The sequence below is a fragment of the Nocardia sp. NPDC050408 genome (assembly GCF_044458905.1).
Taxonomy (GTDB): Bacteria; Actinomycetota; Actinomycetes; order Mycobacteriales; family Mycobacteriaceae; genus Nocardia.
Genome location: NZ_JBITIL010000001.1, coordinates 1,027,895 through 1,046,882, shown reverse-complemented (window position 1 = coordinate 1,046,882; position 18,988 = coordinate 1,027,895). Strand labels below are relative to the sequence as shown.

Below are 18,988 nucleotides of genomic sequence, written 5' to 3'. Positions count from 1 at the left end.
TTTTGTCAGATCCGGCGAAAGGTACATGCTCAGGCCGGATTCGGTGTGCGCAGCAGATCCAATGGGTTGATGTGGATGCCGAACTCCGTGCGCAGCACGTGCCGCGCGGCATTCGAACCGGACATGCCATGGACACCGGGGCCGGGCGGGGTCGAGGCGGAGCAGAGGTAGACGCCGGGTAGTGGTGTGGCGTAGGGATTCCAGCGCGGGACCGGACGGAAGACGAACTGGCGCAGGGTCATCGCGCCCGCGGAGATATCGCCGCCGATGTAGTTGGCATTGTGCGTCGGCATTTCGGCGCTGGTGACGACGTTCCTGGCCAGGATCAGGTCGGTGAAGCCCGGGGCGAAGCGTTCCAATTGGGCGATGACGGAGGCGCTGATATCGCGGGTGGACCCGTTCGGAACGTGGGCGTAGGTGTAGAGCGTGTGGCCGCCCGCCGGCGCCCGCGTCGAGTCGACCACGCCCGGCTGGATGGCAAGGACATACGGACGATCCGCGTGTTGTCCTGCGGCGATGGTCTTTTCGACGGCCATTGCCTCGGCGCGGGTGCCGACCAGATGCAGCGTCCCGGCGAGTTCGCAGCCCGGGGCCTGCCACGGCACCGGACCGGACAAAGCGAAGTCGACCTTGCAGGCCGCGCCGCCATAACGGAAGCGGCGCAACCCGTTTGCGTAATGATTCGGTAGCCGATCTCCCGCCATGCGCAGCAGTTCGGTGGGCGCGGTATCCAGCACAACCGCCCGCGCGCCGCCGAATTCGTCGAGCGAATCGACGCGGTGTCCGGTGACGAGCTTGCCGCCGAGCCGTTCGAGTTCGGCGCTCAGCGCATCTGGAATGGCCTGACTCCCGCCGCGTGGCAGCACCCAGCCTCCGGCGTGGGCGAGGGTCGCGAGCAGCATGCCCGCTCCGGCCGCCGGAATGGCGCGCGGCGGCGTGATCGCATGCGTGGCGACGCCGGTCAGCAGCGCGGGTGCCGTCTGTTCACGAAATCGCAGGTTCCACAGGGGCGATCCCTGCTCGAGCACGCGCAGTCCGAAGCGCAGTCCGGTCAGCAGGTCTGCAGGCGGGCGGCGCAGATCCGACATCGCGAAATCCACGACCTGCCGCCAATGCCGGACCATCGGTTCGAAGAGCGCACGCCATGCGGTGCCGTCCCGGCCGAGGCCGGCGGCGGTGCGGTCCAGATCGCGCCAAGCCAGACCGGCCGTGCCGCCGTCGAGCGGATGCGCGTATGACACCTCGGGCGCGAGCAGTTCGACACCGTGCGCGGCCAGATCGAAGGCGCGGAAGAATGGCGATGCCAAGGCCATCGGATGCGCACCAGCGCAGACATCGTGTCGGTATCCGGGCAGCGTCAGCTCGGCGGTGCGGCTGCCGCCGCCTGCGGTGCCCTGCGCCTCGTACACCTCGACGGTGAGACCGGCACGGGCCAGGATCACCGCCGCGGCGAGACCGTTGGGACCGGAACCGACCACCACGACATCGGGCATACCTCGATTCTGCCGGGCCGACCCGGGCTGTGCCGTCACCCCTGCGAGGTATCGGTCACCCATTCGCTCCCTGATGTGCCCATTGGCCGAGCAGCACCCGGATGCGGTCCTCGCGCAGGTCATCGACCAGGCGACCGCTGCGATCCAGGGTGGCGATGCCGTGCAGGGTGCTCCAGGCCACCTCGGTGCCCGCCTGTAGGTTGAAATCGCCGGCGAACGGCGCATACGCGCTCTGGATCTCGCCGAATGCGTCGCGCAGCACCTGTGGCGCGTCGTTGCCGAAGGTGAGTTCGGTGTTGAGGACGAACATCGCGTCGTAGCGCGCCGGATTCTCGGTCGCGAAGTCCAGATAGCCGCGCACCATGGCCTCGAGTGCCTCGACCGGGGTTTTCGCGCGGGCCCGCCGCTCGCGCAGCTGTGCGGTGAGTTCGGCGATGCCTTCTTCGGCGACGGCCGAGACGATCGCAGCCTTACCCGCGAAGTGGCTGTATAGCACCGGCTGGCTGTATTCGATCTTCTCCGCGAGGCGGCGCACGGTCACCGCCTCCCAGCCCGATGTTTCGGCGAGTTCGCGGGCCGCGTCGATGATGCGCTGGTGGCGTTCGGCGCGTTCGCGTTCTTTGCGGTTCTGCGTGGTCATATTCGAAATTCTAGCATCGCTAGACAAACTAACGGGGCCTTCGCTATCGTTGCTATCACACCTAGCGACGCTAGAAACTAGAGCACGATTTCGAGGAGCACGTCATGACCATATCGCGCATCGCCACCGCCCTTTCCCTGATCGGCGCCGCCTTCATCCTCTACATCGGCATCAGCTACCTGGTCACCCCGGAGACCATCGCCAACGGGTTCGGCCTGCCGCAATGGCCCACGGGTGATGCGGTCGCATTCATGAATCTCAAGGGCGTCCGCGATACCGTCTCCGGGCTGATCATCCTGGTGCTGCTCGCCATCAAGCAGCGCTACGCCCTCGGCATCGTCACCTTGGTGATCGCACTGATTCCGATCGGCGACATGCTCACCGTGCTCAGCTGGGGCGGCTCGGCCGCGGCCGCGTTCGGCATCCACGGCCTCACCGCAGCGCTGGTCGCCGTCACGGGCGTCCTGCTGATCCGCGAGCGTACCGTCGCGCACCGGCAGGACTCCCAGCGCGTCGCCGTCAACGCCTGATTGTCCGGAGCACGCTGGTCGACACCAGGTTTCGCCGCAACCGGATCCCCGTTTGCCGACCTCGTACCCCGCGAGGTCGGCGCCGGTGTTCGTGATCAGGCACACATTCCCGCGCGCACCGATAAGTTTCGGCAATCGGCCCCGTCGATATTGCGGAACGTCCAGCGAATACAGGAGACGAGCATGGCGACCGAACCCAAAGGCCCCGCATCCTACTTCCCGTCGATCGAAGCCAAATACGGCAGAACGATCGACGAGTGGAAGGCCGCAATGGTCGCCTCGAACCAGAAGTCGCACAAGGAACTCGTCGAGTGGCTGAAGTCCGAGCACGGCTTCGGGCACGGGCACGCGACCGCGATTACCCAGCACTACCTGAACCCCGAGAAGTGGGCCAGTTGAGCCGCACGCCACGAAGGGGCCCGCAGATCCTGCGGGCCCCTTCGTATTCGGGAAGCGCTGGTGCCTCGGCCCGGTCACGGTCCGAGGAACAAGCGTTCGCACGGCAGGCGCGGTAGCAGCCGGCAGTTCTCGACGGTGTCACGAATCAATTCGATTGTGCACCAGTGCTTTCGCCGCCAATCGTGGATCAGATTGTGTACCGCCGCCGCGGTGGCGGCGTAGTCGAAGACCACACCGGCCATCCAGATCCGCAGGTGCAGATCATCTTCGGGCGGGAACCATCGTTCGGCGGTCATGGCTTATCTCATCGTCCGCGCGAGGCACTAGGCCTTGACCATGTCTACGGCGTCTGGCTGCTGCGGTGTCCGCGGCTCGTGGTCGTCGTCGATCATGGTCCGCTCGTCGAAGGGCAGTTTGCGGTCGAGGACCGAGTGGACCCAATCCATGTCGATGGTCTTGGTCCAGGTGCCGACCAGCACGGTGGCGACCGCATTGCCCGAGAAGTTGGTCAACGCACGGGCTTCGGACATGAACCGGTCGATGCCGACGATCAGTCCGACGCCGTCGAGCAGTTCGGGGCGATGGCTCTGTAGCCCGCCCGCCAGCGTGGCCAGACCCGCGCCGGTCACCCCGGCCGCGCCCTTGGATGCGACGATCATGAACAGCAGCAGGCCGACCTGCTCACCAATGTTGAGCGGTTTGCCCATCGCATCGGCGATGAACAGCGACGCCATGGTCAGGTAGATGGCAGTGCCGTCCAGGTTGAATGAATATCCGGTCGGTACGACGACACCGACGGTGGTCCGCTCGACGCCCAGGTGCTCCATCTTGGCGATCAGCCGCGGCAGCGCGGACTCGGAGGACGAGGTACCGAGGATCAGCAGGTATTCCCGGGCCAGGTACCGGACCAGCTTGAAGATCGACACCCGCGATACCGACCACAGCAGCACGCCGAGCACACCGAAGACGAACACCAGACAGGTCAGGTAGAACGCGAACATCAACAACGCCAACTGCTTCACCGCGTCCAGGCCGGTCTTACCGACCACATTCGCGATGGCGCCGAACGCGCCGATCGGGGCCAGCCACAGGATCATCGACAGGATCCGGAACACCAACTTCTGCAGCGATGCGACACCGCGCAGGATCGGCTCCCCCGTCGTACCCATCGCCTGCAGCGCGAATCCGACCAGCAGCGCGATGAACAGCGCCTGCAGCACGCTGCCGGTGGTCAGCGAGGAGACCAGTGTGGTCGGGATAATGCTCTGGATGAAATCCCAGGTGCCGCCAGCGGCGTGCGCCTGATCGGCGAGCTTCGCGCCCTGCTTGGCGGTAGTGGCGACATTCATGCCGGAGCCCGGTTCGAGCAGATTGCCGACGACCAGCCCGATGCCGAGTGCGATCGTCGACATCACCAGGAAGTAACCGATCGCGAGTCCGCCCACCTTGCCGACGCTGGCCGCGGAGCGCACCGATCCGATGCCGAGCACGATCGTGCAGAAGATGACCGGCGCGATCATCATCTTGATCAGATTGACGAACATGGTGCCGAGCGGTGCGAGGTCCTGACCGAATTCAGGCGCCAACCAGCCCACCAGAATTCCCGCGATTACGGCGACAATCACGCCCAGATACAGCCAGTGCGTACGGTCGCGCGGCTGTCGTTTTGCTACATCGCTCATATCGGGAAAGTCCTCTTCAGTGGTACCGGCGTGAGGTGGCTCACGCCCTCACGTGCACAATGTTGGCTGCTAGGGGTGACGGCGGTCACGCTTTGGTGCATTACGTTCAATGGGCACGAGGGAAAAGCAAGTGTTGCGCGGTGAGAAACACGGGGGACGCGGTCGGCTATCGCTGGCCGGACAGGCCTTCGTGCTGCAACTGGTGGTGCTCGGGCTGGTCATCGGCATCGGGGCGGTGCTAGCCGTACTCGACGCCAGGCACGACAGCGATGTCACCACCTCGCGCGAGGTCACCGATGTCGCTTTGGCCGTGGCGGACGCGCCGTCCACCATCGAGGCCCTGCGCACCCCCGACCCCACCGCGTTACTGCAACCGGTGACCGAACGGACCCGCATGGCGACCGGGATGGACTTCATCGTGGTGATGGCACGTGATCGGACCCGCTACACCCACACCACGCCCGCACTCATCGGGCAACCATTCAGCGGCAATATCGATCGGGCGCTGGCCGGGGAGACGTTCACCGAGACGTACACCGGAACGCTCGGGCCCTCCATTCGGGCGGTCACGCCGGTCTATGACGACGGGCGCATCGTCGCATTGGTCTCGGCGGGTGTCACCCGGGCACGGATCGGCGCTCAGGTCGGTACGCAATTGCCGTTGATTCTCGGCGTGGCCGCAGCGGGTCTAGTGGTAGCGGCGGCGGGTTCGTTTCTGTTGAGTCGCCGGATTCGTCGACAGACGCACGGTCTCGCGCCGGATGAGCTGCGCACGCTGTACGAACAGCACGATGCGGTGCTGCATTCGATCCACGAGGGGCTGGTGGTGTTCGGTCCGAACGCCGATGGCGCGGAGGTCGTCAACGACGAGGCGCGCAGGTTGCTGGATCTGCCCGATGGACCCGTCGCGCGTGCGGATCTGCCGATTTCGATGCAGCGGATGAGTTGGGGGGTGGTTCGCGACGAGATGCATGTGACCACGGACCGGATTCTGCTGGTCAATCAGGATGTCGTCACCTGGGAGCGGCGGCCGATCGGCACCGTGATCACCATCCGCGACCACACCGAATTGCGTACCGTGATGGGCGAACTCGATTCGGTGCGCGGATTCGCGGAATCGCTGCGCGCACAGGCGCACGAATCGGCCAACCGGCTGCACACCGTGATCACCATGGTGGAGTTGGGACGCTATCGGGAGGCGGTGGAGTTCGCGACCGCGGAACTTCAACTGTCCCAAGCTCTCATCGATCGGCTACTCGCCTCGGTCGGCGATCCGGCGCTTGCGGCACTGTTGCTCGGCAAGGTGAACCAGGCGGCCGAGCGCGGCATCGAGTTGACGATCACCGAGGATACGGCGCTCGACTCGACCGCGCCGCTGTCCGCGCAGGAGACAGTGACACTGGTCGGCAATCTGATCGATAATGCCATCGACGCGGCTGCCGAAGGTGACGCTGGATGGGTGGAAGTTACTGTGCGCCAGCAGGATGCGTCGGCTGCTGCCGATCCGGCGCTGGCACCGGAGCCAGCACTGGCCATCGAGATGGCGGCGGCGTTCGATTCGGTGCGACCGGCGAACGATTCGGCACTGTATTTGCGCGTCGCGGATAGCGGACCCGGCATGTCGGCCGAAGCCTTCGCCCGCGCCGCCGAACGCGGCTACTCCACCAAGGCCGACCATCAGGGCCTCGGGCTGGCACTGGTCCATCGCCTTGTCGACCGGCACAGCGGCGTAATCGACACCGAACGCGATCCGGAAAGTGCCGTGACCGTGACGATCCCACGAAAGGATGCGCGATGATCCGAGTGTTGATCGTCGAGGACGAGCCATTGATCGCCGAGGCGCACCGCGCCTACGTCGAACGGATTCCGGGCTTCAGCGCGGTCGCCGTCGCACACACCGGTCGCGAGGCCATGCGCGCCGCGGCCGATGCGGCTGCCGAGAATGCACCGATCGACCTGGTGCTCATGGATATCGGACTTCCCGATGCCAGCGGCCTGGATGTGGCCGCCGCCCTGACCGGCCTCGCACCCCGCCCCGACGTCATCGCCATCACCTCGGCCCGCGACCTGGCCATGGTGCGCACCGCGGTCTCCTACGGGGTGGTCCTCTACCTGCTGAAACCGTTCACCTTCGCCGCCTTCCGCGACAAACTCGAACGCTACCGCGAATTCCGCACCGCCCTACCCGCGGGCGAAACCGCCATCTCCCAACAGGATATCGACCGCGCCCTCAGCGCCCTACGCACCTCCGACCAACGCGCCACCGCACCCAAAGGCGTTGCCCCGCAAACATTGGACGAAATCTCCCGCACGGTCCGCGACGCCCCAGGCGGACTCACTGCCGCCGATACGGCCAGCACCGTCGGGGTTTCGCGGATTACGGCATGGCGCTACTTGGAAAAGCTGGCCGACGACGGCCTGGTCGACCGTAAGTCCGACTACGGCCACGCAGGCCGCCCCAAAACCCGCTACACCTGGAAACCGCGCCCAGAGTGACTCGGACACGGCGAGAGAATGGGATGTGCACACTCTTCGTTCGCTGCCGCACCGATGCCGCGTGCGGACCTCGGACCGGAACCCGGAAATCAGTTCAGGATGGTGAAGATATGTCGGGCGGCCTCGGCTATCAGGTCTTCGCTGGGTTGTGCGTCATAGCCGCTGGGGCGGTCCGACATGATCGCCAGCAGCAGCGGCGGGCGCGAGGGTGGGGTCACGATGGCAATGTCGTTGGCACGGCCATAGTTGCCGGTGCCGGTCTTGTTGGCGATAGTCCAGCCGTCGGGGGTGGCGGCTTTGATGCGTTTCGCACCGGTGACATTGCGCCTGAGCCAATCCGTCAGGAGTGCGCGCTTGTCATCCGGTAGCGCCGAGCCTAGGATCAGCGTCCGGAAATCGGCGGCGATCGCGCGCGGGGTGGTGGTGTCGGAATCATCGCCCGGGACAACGCTATTGAGCTCGGGTTCGTAGTTGTCCAGCTGGCTGACCTGGTCGCCGAGGCCGCGTAGGTAGTCGGTGAATCCAGCCGTTCCGCCGATATCATCGAGTAGCAGATTGCCTGCGGTGCCGTCGCTGTAGCGGACCGCCGCGTCACACAGCTCGCCGATTGTCATGCCGGAATCTACCCGGTGCTGGGTGATCGGTGAGATGGATCGGATGTCCCCGCGAGTGAACCGTATCCGAGTATCCAAATGCGACAGCGGATTTCGCGACAGCACCGCGGCCGCGGCAAGCGCCTTGAATGTCGAGCAGAACGCGAAGCGCTCATCCGCCCGATACGCGAGCGTGGATCCGGATCCGGTCGCGACAGCGAAGATCCCCAGTCGAGCGTCGAATCGTCGCTCCAGTTCGGCGAAGTGCGCCGTCGAGTCCGGGCGCGCCACTGAATCCGATACTGGTGCAGGGGCGATCTCGCGCGCGGGTGCCTTCGCGCAGGCGGCCAGCGTGGACAGCAGAGCAATACCGAGCAGCGCGCGCCGCCTGGAATCGGTTCCGGCAGAATGAGTCATGTCACAACTTTCGTAGATCGCGGCACTTGTTCGATCTTCGCAACGAAGACCCGAGCCGTCGAGCGAGTTCTGGCAACCATTCAGCTGCGCGGCAGGCGGCACGGCGACTGCTCGGCACGCCCTACCGACGGGCGGATTTCGGCGCGGCGCGAACATGGGCGCGTTCGCCCTGTTTCCCGAAAAGGCTGAGGAATTCGACCGGCTCGTTGTCCGCCGCGCCGAACCAGTGCGGGACGCGGGTGTCGAATTCGGCGGCTTCGCTGGGCACGAGAATCACGTCATGTTCGCCGAGGACGAGGCGTAGGCGTCCGTTGAGGACGTAGAGCCATTCATAGCCCTCGTGGGTTCGCGGGTCGGGCTCCTGACGGGGGCTGTAGGCCGGGATGACGAGCTTGTATGCCTGGATCCCGCCTGCTCGGCGGGTCAGGGGCAGCATGGTCATGCCGTGGCGGGTGATGGGGCGCAGGTGGATGCGCGGGTCGCCGGTGGGTGGGGCGTCGACGAGTTCGTCGAGAGTGACGCCGTGCGCCTTGGCCAGCGGCAGCAGCAGTTCGAGGGTTGGGCGGCGGTCACCGGATTCCAGGCGCGACAGCGTGCTAACCGAGATGCCGGTTTCCGTCGACAGGTCGGCCAGTGTGGTTTCGCGCTGGCGACGCAGCGCGCGTAACCGAGGTCCGACCGCGTCGAGGGCTCGGCCGAGGTCATTGTCCATGCCCACCAGTTTGCCATAACGGCAAGTTTGTTTGCCATTATCGCCGCCCAGCATGCATGGTTGCCTGGAGGAGGTGGTCATGTGACCGAGCGAAGCGAGGGAACCGATCAGCACAGCACCAACGGTCGCAGCGGAGCCGAGCGCCAGCGAGGCGCACCTGTGACCGAGCGAAGCGATCAGCTGAAAGACGGCTATGACGTGGTGGTGATCGGCGGTGGCGCGGCCGGATTGAGCGGTGCGCTGATACTGGCCAGGATGCGCCGGTCGGTGGTTGTCATTGATGCGGGGCAGCCGCGTAATGCCCCGGCCGAGGGTGTGCACGGACTGCTCGCCAGGGACGGAACACCGCCCGGCGAGTTGCTGGAACGCGGTCGGGCCGAGGTTCGCGGCTATGGCGGGCATGTGGTGAACGGCGAGGTCGTCACGGTCGCGAGGGATGCCGAGGGATTCGCGGTATGCCTCGGTGACAGATCCGTGCGGGCGCGTCGGCTTTTGGTGACAACCGGGCTGGTCGATGAGCTACCCGAGATCGCGGGACTGCGGGAGCATTGGGGTCGCGATGTGATCCACTGCCCGTACTGCCACGGCTGGGAGGTCCGCGACCAGGCCATCGGTGTCCTGGGCACCGGCCCTATGGGGGTGCACCAAGCACTGCTGTTCCGTCAGCTCACCGCCGATGTCACGTACTTCTCGCACACCATCCCACTCACCGCCGAACAGGCCGAAGAGTTGAATGCCCGCGGTATTCGCATGGTGCGCGGTGAAGTGACCGCGCTGGAGATTACCGACGACCGCCTCGCGGGAGTCCGGTTGAGCGACGGCACCGTAGTCCCCCGCGAGGTCGTGGTGGTCGGCTCACGGATGGTGGCCCGAGCGAACTTTCTCGAAAAACTCGGACTGCAACCAACTGAGCACCCGGCTGGCGTCGGCGAATACATCCCCACCGACGCCACCGGCCGGACCGACGTGCCCGGTGTCTGGGCCGCAGGCAATGTTACCGACCTGACGTCCCAGGTCGGTGCGGCCGCGGCAGCGGGCGCAGCCGCCGCAGCCCAGATCAACGCCGATTTGGTGGACGAGGAGACCCGCCGAGCCGTTGCCGCCTACCGCGAACCGTTCTCACCCGAAACCGAAGCGCAGCTGTGCGAAGCCGTTACGGGCGACCATCGGCACGGCATGTAGCCCTCAGACCGTCGTCGGTTCGGGAGCCGGGGCGCTGGCCCGGCGACCGAGCCGAACCGGCATCCGTTCATATCCGTGCAGCGTGAACAGTTCTCGCCGTTGCGGTGTCCCATCGAGTCGCAGGTCCGGGAACCGCTCGAACAACGATTGCAGCGCGTAGGTGGCTTCCATGCGGGCTAGGCTCGCACCGAGGCAGGCGTGGAGGCCACTGCTGAATGTCAAGTGCTCCTTGGCATTCGAGCGTCCGACATCGAAGACAGCCGGATCGGCGAAGACGGCGGGGTCGCGGTTCGCACCTGCCAGCGACAGCACCAGGGTATTGCCCTTGTGCAACCGCACACCCTCGAGCTCCAAGTCGGTCAATGCGATTCGTGCCGTCGTCTGTACCGGCGCATCGATGCGCAGCACCTCTTCGACCGCATTCGGCCAGAGATCGGGTTGGGCCCGCAATCGATCCAATTGTTCGGGGTGGGTGACCAATTGTGCGACGCCGTTGCCGATCAGGTTGACCGTGGTCTCGAAACCCGCGCCCATCAACAGGCTCGCGGTCGCCTTCAAGGCGTAATCGTCGAGTTCACCCGCGGTGACCAGACTGCTGAGGATGTCATCGCCCGGTTCGCGGCGCAGTCGCGCGATATGTCCGTCGAGGTAATCGTTCATCACCTCCATCGAGCCGAGCGCCCGCCGGAATGCCCGCCAGGAAATCCCGACGTCGAGCAGGGGCGTCATCCGATCGCCCCAGTCCAGGAATAACTTTCGGTCCCTTTCCGGGAAGCCGAGCATTTCGGAGATGATGGCAATCGGCACCTGCGCGCCGTATGACTCGATCAGATCGGCCGAACCGCCCGAGGGCAGCGCACCGAGCAGTTCCTCGGTGACCGTCTCGACCCGTTCGCGCAATCGTCCGATTGCGCGCGGAGTGAAGGCCGCGGCGACCGGCTTGCGCATCTGCGTATGCTCGGGCGGGTCGATGACCAGCATGGATGGCGGCTCAACCGGATTGGGCGGCAAGGGAAGTCGCTTGGCGAGCAACTGCAGCGGCTTCGGAATATTGAAGGAGTCGGTGGTACGCACACCGAATCGGTTGTCCCGCAGCACGGCTCGGCACAGGTCGTGGTCGAAGCTCGCCCACGCGATCGAGGTGCGCTGCACCCGGCCCTGTCCGCGTAGCCGCTCGATCAGTGGATAGGGGTCGGCGAGACCGTCCGGTCCGCCCATGAGTTGGGCGAACGGATCGCCGCGTCGCGCCTGGGTGCGCAGGGCAAACCGCGGCGCACCCTGCACCGATAACCACCGGAACCAATACTGCGGCTTCATCACTTCACCAACCCCATCGTTGCGCGACAATTCCACCGTACGGACTCCCCGGCCAGGGTGGAACGTCCCATGGTCGGACGCCGACCTATACCAGGGTCGGAGCTCAGCCGCGCTGCGCGGTGACCCGCTCGGATTCGATGCGTCGCTCGCGCAGCGCCGGATCCGGATTGACCACCTGCACCAGTGAGGCCCCCGCGACGAGCACCGAGACGAACCCGTCGATCAGCTCGGCCGGGGTATCCCACGACGCGCTCGACAGCACCCGGTCACCCTCGGAAAACCCTTGTAGCACAGCGGATTTCCTCGCCTCGGCGAGAACCTCGGAGACCGGCATCCCGTCCAGCGCCACCCCGGCGCCGCGCGGCATGAACTGGTCCCCGTGCACCCGCACGGAGGTGGCGAAATCGGTGATGCCGATCGGCAGATCGCGCACCGGCATGCCGAAGGCATCCAGCGAAAGCGCCGCGACCTCCGCAATACTGTCGGTCTCGTCCAACCGTTCGGCGGTCGCGAGCGCCAGATCGGCATCCGCATCGGGCCCGAGCACCACCTCGGTCCCGGCCCACCAGCAGCCGAGCAGCACCGCGGCGGTCTGCCAGTGCGCGGGCAGCAGCACCGCGACGCGCGCACCCGGGCTCAGCCCGAATTCGTCGCGGATCAGATTGGCGGTCTTGGCCGCCCAGTTCGCCAGGGTCAGCCCGGATAGTTCGATCCGGGCGCCGGTGGCATCGTCGTAGTAGGTGACACGCGGACCTGCCGGATCGCGCTCGAGGATTGGATCCAGCACCGCCTCGGTGAGGGTCAGTACCTGGTCGTGGTCACGCATAGGTCAATTCACGCATGGTCAATTCACGCATTTCGGTCCATTCTGGCCTGCGTCGATCGGTGGAGCCGGTGGTACGGGCGTCGCGGTGCTCGACGTTCCGGAGAAGTCGAACATGCTGCCCGCGGTCGAGCCCGGACCAGAATAGTCGCTTGCCAACACGACGCTGACCGAATCCGGGGACAACGTGCTGTCCGCGATGACCGTCAACCCGCCGAGCGCCTGCGCGACCGCCTTGGCCTTCGGATTGGAGGCATCCATCGCGAGGACTCGACTGCCGGTGACACTGGGCCCGGTGTAATTGCCGACCAATCCCTCCTGGAATCCCTTAGCCGTCAACGCCTGTGCCACCTGTCCCGCGAGCCCGCCGATCCCGCTCGCATTGAACACGCTGACGCTCACCGATGCCGGATCGATTGTCGGCTCGGCATGATCCTGCGACTTGCCGTCGACCAGCGATGCCACATAAGACTTGACCGTCTTCGAATCCACCCGCACGACCGATTCACCGTCGCTGGTCGTGTCGTTGAGATCGGCGACCGGAATCGTCGCGAAACTGACCTGACCGCCCGAAAGGTCCTTCAACTGTTGCAGAAACGCCAGCACGTCCCAATCGTCGTCCAGCACCACGGTGCGACCGACGGCATCGCTGAGATTATGCAACTTGCCCGGATTGCTCAGCGTCTTGGCGCTGAGCACCTGGCCGACCAGCCGCGCCATGAAGACCTGCTGGCGCACGATCCGGTCCAGGTCGCCGCGCGGCAGATCATGGCGCTGGCGCACGAAACTCAAAGCCTGTGGGCCGTCGAGCTTCTGGCGCCCCGCCCGGAAGTCGGCGCCGGACATCCATTCGTCCACCGGACTGTTCAGGCACACATCGACCCCGCCGACCGCATCGGTCAGCAGCACGAACCCGAGCAAACTGACCTCGGCATAGTGGTCGACCGTGATGCCGGTGAGATTGGCCACGGTCTTGATCAGCGCCTGCCGTCCCGCCTGGGTGGACTGCTTGTCCGCGTCGGCTTCCGAAACGCCCTGGTTGGTCAGCTTTAGCCGCTGGGCCTCCTTGGTTGCGCCATAAGCCGAGTTGATCTTGCCCTTGCCCATACCCGGAATGTCGACATAGGAGTCGCGCGGAATCGAGAGGGCGGTGGCGGAGCGACCGTCGTTCGGTACACGAACCAGCACGATGGTGTCGGTATTGGTGCCGACCTCATCGCCCGCGTGCAGCATGGCGCGCTCATTGCCGCTGAGCGGATTGCCGTGCGCGTCGGTGCGGCTGTCCACACCGACCAGCAGGATGTCGACGGCGCCGTCGTGCCCACCGCCGAGGCCGAGGCCGCCGATGCGTTCGATATTCGAGATCAGCGAGTCCACGCTGTGCCAGGCGAATCCGGTGATGAGCAGGACCAGCACCGCCCCGACCGCGATGAACGTGCGCAGCGGCCCCAAGCCGCTCGCAGCATCGGACAGTCGCGACGACGCTGTCGCCCTCACCTTCTGCGGCACCACTGCATCCTCTCGCCAAAAACCGAGCATCCTGCCCAAGCACCATGCTGCGCTTGCCCCGCGCGCTCCCAGCTGATTCCGACTGCGCAGCGCCGGTTTCGTCGAAGCCGACGCGTCGCTGACTCGACCGCCCCGCCTCCGGTAGCCCCCGTCACCGTCGCCCCGAGGCTAACCGACGGCTACCGCGGCAGACCTCAACCGCAGGTGCCACGGCGTGCCAGACTCGTGCCCGTGACCGCGATATCGCCCTTGTCGACCGTAGCCGCGCGCCTCGTCGTGACCGGAGCCGGCGGGCAGTTGGGACGCGAACTCCTGCGCCGCGCACCCGACGCCCACGCCTTCGCCCGCGACGAATTGGACATCACGGACGCGGCCGCCGTGCGCGCCGCAATCGAACCGGGCGATGTCGTGCTGAACTGTGCCGCCTACACCGCCGTCGACCAGGCCGAATCCGATCCCGAGGCCGCCTTCACGGTCAATGCGACCGGACCGGCCGTACTCGCTGCCGCATGTGCGGAGGTGGACGCTCGATTGATCCATATTTCGACCGACTACGTGTTCGCGGGAACACACGACAAGCCGTACGACACCGACGACCCGACCGAACCCGCCACGGTCTACGGCCGCTCGAAATTGGCAGGTGAACAGGCCGTGCTGGAAACCGCGCCGCACGCTCATGTGGTGCGCACGGCATGGGTATACACCGGGCGCGGAAGCGATTTCGTCGCGACCATGCTGCGGCTGGAACGCGAACGCGACACCCTCGACGTGGTCGAGGACCAGCTCGGCTCCCCGACCTACGCCGCCGACCTGGCCGCCGGACTCCTTGAATTGGCGGGTCGACCGGATGCGCCGCGAGTGCTGCACGCCACTAATTCCGGCCAAGTCAGCTGGTTCGAATTCGCGCGGGCGATATTCGCCGGAATCGGCGCGGATCCGACTCGGGTGCGCCCGTGTGACTCGACCGCATTTCCGAGACCCGCACGGCGCCCGGCGTATTCGGTGTTGGCCAACCGTTCCTGGGCCGATGCCGGGCTGACGCCATTGCGGCCGTGGAAGGTCGCACTCGGGGACGCGCTGGCGAGGTTGTCACAGTAGGCTGCTTGCCCGTGAGGGAGCCACAGCGAGTGAACCATCAACACAGCGCGCAATCGCGCACAACGGAGCCGAGCGTCAGCGAGGCGCAGTCGTGAGCGATTCCGGATCCTTGGCCCCCGGCGGCCTTGTCGTCGTCACGGTGACTTATTCACCCGGCGAGCACCTCGAGCACTTCATCACCACCCTGTCCGCTGCCACCAGCGAAAAACCGCAGGTGATCCTGGCCGACAATGGCTCGGTGGACGGTGCGCCGGAGCTCGCGGCGGAGGCGAACGCACACGTGCGACTGCTGCGGACCGGCGGAAATATCGGTTACGGCGGCGCGATCAACCGGGCGGTCGCGGAGATCGATCCGAGTGTCGAATTCATCGTCATCGCCAATCCGGATATTCGCTGGGGCACCGATTCCATCGACAAACTGCTCGCCGCCGCCAAGCGCTGGCCGCGGGCGGGCGCGCTCGGACCGATGGTGCGCGAGCCCGACGGCAGCGTCTACCCGTCCGCGCGCTCAGTGCCGGGCCTGCTCGATGGCGCCGGACACGCCATCCTCGGCACGGTATGGCCGTCGAATCCATGGACCCTGCGCTACCGCCAGGACAACGAGCAGATCTCCGAGCGTGCCGTCGGCTGGTTGTCCGGTTCCTGCCTGCTGGTCCGGCGCGCGGCCTTCGATTCGATCGACGGCTTCGACTCGCGCTACTTCATGTACATGGAGGACGTGGACTTCGGCGACCGGATGGGCAAGGCCGGTTGGCACAACGTCTTCGTGCCCGACGCCGAGGTCACCCACGCCAAGGGGCATGCGGCCGGACGCCATCCCGAGGTGATGCTCCCCGCGCACCACGCGAGCGCGTACCGATTCCAGGCCGATCGGCATCCGCACTGGTGGCAGGCGCCGTTGCGGTTGGCGTTGCGGGCCGGACTTGCGATCCGTTCCCGAATTGCGGTTCGATCTGCGCTGCGCCAACAGGCGCGGGAAGCCCAGAGCTAACGTCACAAGTTCGGCACACAACGGTGCCGAACCCGTGTCGCTGGGTACCGAAACTGGTGTCTGTCTGTAGGCGCGCACCTACCGAGCACACGATCCACTGTGAACAGGGAGCATGATGGCAGGAAATGTAGGCACCGACGCCGTGATTCTGGTCGGCGGCCAGGGCACGCGGTTACGTCCGCTCACCCTGTCGGCGCCCAAGCCGATGCTGCCTACCGCCGGACTGCCGTTCCTGACCCACCTGCTCGCCCGCATCGCGGACGCCGGAATCACCCACGTCGTGCTCGGCACCTCGTTCAAGGCGGAGGTCTTCGAGGAACACTTCGGTGACGGCACAGACCTGGGCCTGGAGCTCGAGTACGTCACCGAGACCGAACCGCTCGGCACCGGTGGCGGCATCCGCAATGTGCTGCCCAAGCTGCGCGCCGACAACATCATGGTGTTCAACGGCGACGTCCTCGGCGGCACCGATCTCGGCGCGATCCTGGACACCCACGAGTCCACGAACGCGGATGTGACCCTGCATCTGGTTCGGGTGAGCGACCCGCGCGCATTCGGCTGTGTGCCGACCGACGAGGATGGGCGGGTCACCGCGTTCCTGGAGAAGACGCAGGATCCGCCCACCGATCAGATCAATGCCGGTTGCTATGTCTTCCGGCGCGAATACATCGAGAAGATTCCGGCCGGGCGGCCGGTGTCGGTGGAACGTGAGGTGTTCCCGGCGCTGCTCGCCGAAGGCGCCCGCGTCCAAGGCCATGTCGACTCGTCCTACTGGCGCGATATGGGTACTCCCGAGGACTTCGTCCGCGGCTCGGCCGACCTGGTCCGGGGCATCGCCCCTTCCCCGGCCCTGCCCGGTCAGCGTGGTGAATCCCTGGTCCACGAGGGTGCGGGCGTCGCTCCCGGCGCGCTGCTCATCGGCGGTACCGTCGTCGGTCGCGGCGCTGAAGTAGGCGCAGGCGCTCGCCTCGACGGCGCGGTGCTCTTCGACGGCGCCCGCATCGAAGCAGGCGCCACCGTGGAGCGCTCCATCATCGGCTTCGGCGCGCGCATCGGTCCCCGCGCCCTCGTCCGCGACGCCGTCATCGGCGACGGCGCGAACATCGGCGCCCGCTGCGAGCTACTGCGCGGCGCCCGCATCTGGCCCGGCGTCGACATCCCGGACGGCGGCATCCGCTTCTCCACGGACGTGTAATAGTAAGGCGCACAAGGCATTCGACGTTCGCGAGGTGGCGCACGGTGAGCCGTGCGCGAGCTCGACGCAGCACATGGTGAACCACCCGCAAGCTCGCATGGGGCGTGGGCACGGTTGCCGCACCGGATGCCTCTGGGGCAACCATGGCACTAGGTTTCCCGCAGCAACGGCCGCCACCCCACACCCTGGCTGCCCGTCGGAAGGTGCGGCGACTCAGCTGAAGCCGACGGCTTGTTCGCCCCAGGCGGTGTGCAGGTCGCGGTCCGGGTCGTCGATTACGCGGTCGATGTTGTCGATGAGGAGGGTGGTGCGGGTGTCGGGGCGGTAGGGGGGCCAGTGTTTGGAGCCGTCGATGGCAGCCGGTACGCCGTGGGTGGCGAAGGCAAGCCAGCGGCGCTGCATGCGACCGGAGACTTCCAAGGCAACCTTGCGGCCGCCGAGCCAGAAGGTGGGGTCATGGTTCAGAGTGCCGAAATTGCCGAATACATAAGGTAATTCGGTGGCGTGACCGGCACCGACGCGGGCCGCCTTCAACATGGGGGTGGCATGGTCGAAGCGGTAGATCCAAGTCGGTGAGTGTTGAGCGTGGCCGTCGGCAACCCAGTGGGCGGGCATGCGGAAGGCCGCGTCGGTGGACATGGCAAGTGCGCCACGTGTTTTCGCGAGATCCGGATAGGCCGAGGTGATTTCGGCGATACGCTCGGGCGACATATCCGGATGGCTTGCGGCCACATCGCGCAGCATGACGTTCACCGCATCCGGGGTCACCGGCATGATCGGCGAGCGGAAGACGCGGAACAGCGAGGCCTCGTCCTTATTGGTGCCGATGATCAGCGGCACACGATGTGAACGGCCTTGTTGGAAGCGGTCGATCGGATAGGTCGGCACCAGATCGCCGTCGACCACCGGCGCGGCTGCCAGTCGGCCCGGCTCCTTCAACGGAATCTCGTCCAGCAGTACGCCCGCCGCGGTCACGATCCGTTCGATCGGGCACTCCAGCAATTCGCTTGCGCGCGAATACGGGAGTTCGATCAGTTCCAGAAATCGTTGAGCCACACCGGCAGCGCGCGCCTGGCCGAAAACCGTTGTCGCGGGCGGGCTTTGCGCGATTGCCTGGTGGAACAGACCAGCGGCGTGCGGTGAGGTCAGCAGTGCGGTCACGCATCCGGCGCCGGACGATTCACCGAACAGCGTCACATTGCCTGGATCGCCGCCGAATGCGGCGATATTGTCCCGGACCCACTCGAGCGCGGCGATCTGGTCGTGCAGACCGAGATTCGGCGTGAAATCGTCGGAGAGCGAGGACAAGTCGAGGAAGCCGAGCGCGCCGAGGCGATAATTGACCGTCACCACGACCACGTCACCGGCTTCGGCAAGCTTGCGACCGTCGTAGATCGCCTGGGCCGCCGTGCCGAGGCAGTAGGCGCCGCCGTGCAACCACACCAGCACCGGGCGCGGCGCACCGGTATCGGCAGAACTGCGCGGCGACCACACATTGAGCCACAGGCAGTCCTCGCCCATCCGCAGGTCGGAGTCGACCGGGACCATATTGCCCATTGTCTGCGGGGCGATCTCGCCGAAAGTGGTGCACTCGCGGATGCCGTCCCATGGCTGCGGCGGCAGTGGCGGCCGGAACCGGTTCGGACCGGACGGCGCGGATGCGTACGGAATGCTGCGCCACACCGCGACCGGTCCGTCCCAGCGTCCACTCACGCGGCCCCAGGTCGTTTGCGCGACCGGCTCGGTGTCGCCGACCTCGGAGCCAGGTTCGATATCGAACTGCGTGGTCATCTTCCGCACCTCCTGCCTACGACCCGGGCAGTGCGCTGCGAGTTTGCTCCGGCCGGGTCCAAGCACCTAGCGATCTCTTATCGAGAGTACGTCCAGTTGGACAGTGGGATAGGTGGGACG

18 protein-coding genes are annotated in these 18,988 nt (G+C 66.1%); 8 read left to right on the top strand and 10 right to left on the bottom strand.

What is annotated here, in order from left to right:
* Positions 1–29 precede the first annotated feature (29 nt).
* Complete coding sequence (locus ACIBJI_RS04630; RefSeq protein WP_397083009.1) at positions 30–1,493, bottom strand: phytoene desaturase family protein; 1,464 nt, start codon at positions 1,491–1,493, stop codon at positions 30–32.
* Positions 1,494–1,548: 55 nt separating this feature from the next.
* The gene (locus ACIBJI_RS04625) at positions 1,549–2,133 is read right to left on the bottom strand and encodes a TetR/AcrR family transcriptional regulator (protein WP_364344019.1); all 585 of its coding nucleotides are present in this window, start codon (positions 2,131–2,133) and stop codon (positions 1,549–1,551) included.
* Positions 2,134–2,237: 104 nt separating this feature from the next.
* On the opposite strand from ACIBJI_RS04625, the gene ACIBJI_RS04620 reads away from it, so the two are divergent.
* Complete coding sequence (locus ACIBJI_RS04620; protein WP_364344022.1) at positions 2,238–2,663, top strand: DUF4267 domain-containing protein; 426 nt, start codon at positions 2,238–2,240, stop codon at positions 2,661–2,663.
* Between the two features lie 183 nt (positions 2,664–2,846).
* Positions 2,847–3,062, top strand: coding sequence for a DUF4287 domain-containing protein (locus tag ACIBJI_RS04615; protein ID WP_396957102.1), 216 nt, complete (start codon positions 2,847–2,849; stop codon positions 3,060–3,062).
* 74 nt (positions 3,063–3,136) lie between these two features.
* On the opposite strand, the gene ACIBJI_RS04610 is transcribed toward ACIBJI_RS04615, so the two are convergent.
* Both ACIBJI_RS04610 and ACIBJI_RS04605 read right to left on the bottom strand, forming a co-directional pair.
* A complete protein-coding gene (locus ACIBJI_RS04610) occupies positions 3,137–3,358 on the bottom strand; it encodes a hypothetical protein (protein ID WP_364344025.1) in 222 nt (73 codons plus the stop codon).
* Between the two features lie 27 nt (positions 3,359–3,385).
* Positions 3,386–4,744, bottom strand: a complete 1,359-nt coding sequence (locus ACIBJI_RS04605) for a cation:dicarboxylate symporter family transporter (RefSeq protein WP_364344028.1) — start codon at positions 4,742–4,744, stop codon at positions 3,386–3,388.
* A 109-nt stretch (positions 4,745–4,853) separates the two neighbouring features.
* On the opposite strand from ACIBJI_RS04605, the gene ACIBJI_RS04600 reads away from it, so the two are divergent.
* Both ACIBJI_RS04600 and ACIBJI_RS04595 read left to right on the top strand, forming a co-directional pair.
* Positions 4,854–6,542, top strand: a complete 1,689-nt coding sequence (locus ACIBJI_RS04600; RefSeq protein ID WP_397083006.1) for an ATP-binding protein — start codon at positions 4,854–4,856, stop codon at positions 6,540–6,542.
* Positions 6,539–7,240, top strand: a complete 702-nt coding sequence (locus tag ACIBJI_RS04595) for a response regulator (RefSeq protein ID WP_364344034.1) — start codon at positions 6,539–6,541, stop codon at positions 7,238–7,240. Before ACIBJI_RS04600 ends, ACIBJI_RS04595 begins: the two co-directional genes overlap by 4 nt.
* An 89-nt stretch (positions 7,241–7,329) precedes the next feature.
* On the opposite strand, the gene bla is transcribed toward ACIBJI_RS04595, so the two are convergent.
* Both bla and ACIBJI_RS04585 read right to left on the bottom strand, forming a co-directional pair.
* Complete coding sequence (bla, locus tag ACIBJI_RS04590; protein ID WP_364344036.1) at positions 7,330–8,250, bottom strand: class A beta-lactamase; 921 nt, start codon at positions 8,248–8,250, stop codon at positions 7,330–7,332.
* A gap of 121 nt (positions 8,251–8,371) precedes the next feature.
* Complete coding sequence (locus tag ACIBJI_RS04585; protein WP_364344039.1) at positions 8,372–8,962, bottom strand: XRE family transcriptional regulator; 591 nt, start codon at positions 8,960–8,962, stop codon at positions 8,372–8,374.
* A 159-nt stretch (positions 8,963–9,121) separates the two neighbouring features.
* On the opposite strand from ACIBJI_RS04585, the gene ACIBJI_RS04580 reads away from it, so the two are divergent.
* Positions 9,122–10,144, top strand: a complete 1,023-nt coding sequence (locus ACIBJI_RS04580; protein WP_364344042.1) for an NAD(P)/FAD-dependent oxidoreductase — start codon at positions 9,122–9,124, stop codon at positions 10,142–10,144.
* Positions 10,145–10,147: 3 nt separating this feature from the next.
* Here ACIBJI_RS04580 and ACIBJI_RS04575 read toward each other — a convergent pair whose 3' ends face one another.
* The 3 genes from ACIBJI_RS04575 to ACIBJI_RS04565 form a co-directional block, all read right to left on the bottom strand.
* Positions 10,148–11,461 (bottom strand): cytochrome P450, encoded by a 1,314-nt coding sequence (locus tag ACIBJI_RS04575; RefSeq protein ID WP_397083003.1) that lies wholly within the window; start codon positions 11,459–11,461, stop codon positions 10,148–10,150.
* 103 nt (positions 11,462–11,564) lie between these two features.
* Positions 11,565–12,287, bottom strand: a complete 723-nt coding sequence (locus ACIBJI_RS04570) for a TIGR03089 family protein (protein WP_364344048.1) — start codon at positions 12,285–12,287, stop codon at positions 11,565–11,567.
* Between the two features lie 18 nt (positions 12,288–12,305).
* Positions 12,306–13,823, bottom strand: coding sequence for an LCP family protein (locus ACIBJI_RS04565; RefSeq protein ID WP_397083000.1), 1,518 nt, complete (start codon positions 13,821–13,823; stop codon positions 12,306–12,308).
* Between the two features lie 201 nt (positions 13,824–14,024).
* Between ACIBJI_RS04565 and rfbD the strand changes: the two genes are divergently transcribed.
* From rfbD to ACIBJI_RS04550, 3 genes are all read left to right on the top strand, one after another.
* Positions 14,025–14,891, top strand: a complete 867-nt coding sequence (rfbD, locus tag ACIBJI_RS04560; protein WP_364344051.1) for a dTDP-4-dehydrorhamnose reductase — start codon at positions 14,025–14,027, stop codon at positions 14,889–14,891.
* Positions 14,892–14,982: 91 nt separating this feature from the next.
* A complete protein-coding gene (locus tag ACIBJI_RS04555) occupies positions 14,983–15,882 on the top strand; it encodes a glycosyltransferase family 2 protein (protein WP_364344054.1) in 900 nt (299 codons plus the stop codon).
* Positions 15,883–15,997: 115 nt separating this feature from the next.
* Complete coding sequence (locus ACIBJI_RS04550; RefSeq protein ID WP_364344057.1) at positions 15,998–17,077, top strand: NDP-sugar synthase; 1,080 nt, start codon at positions 15,998–16,000, stop codon at positions 17,075–17,077.
* A 213-nt stretch (positions 17,078–17,290) separates the two neighbouring features.
* Here ACIBJI_RS04550 and ACIBJI_RS04545 read toward each other — a convergent pair whose 3' ends face one another.
* On the bottom strand, positions 17,291–18,868 hold the full coding sequence (locus ACIBJI_RS04545; RefSeq protein ID WP_396957118.1) for a carboxylesterase/lipase family protein: 1,578 nt from the start codon (positions 18,866–18,868) through the stop codon (positions 17,291–17,293).
* Positions 18,869–18,988 lie beyond the last annotated feature (120 nt).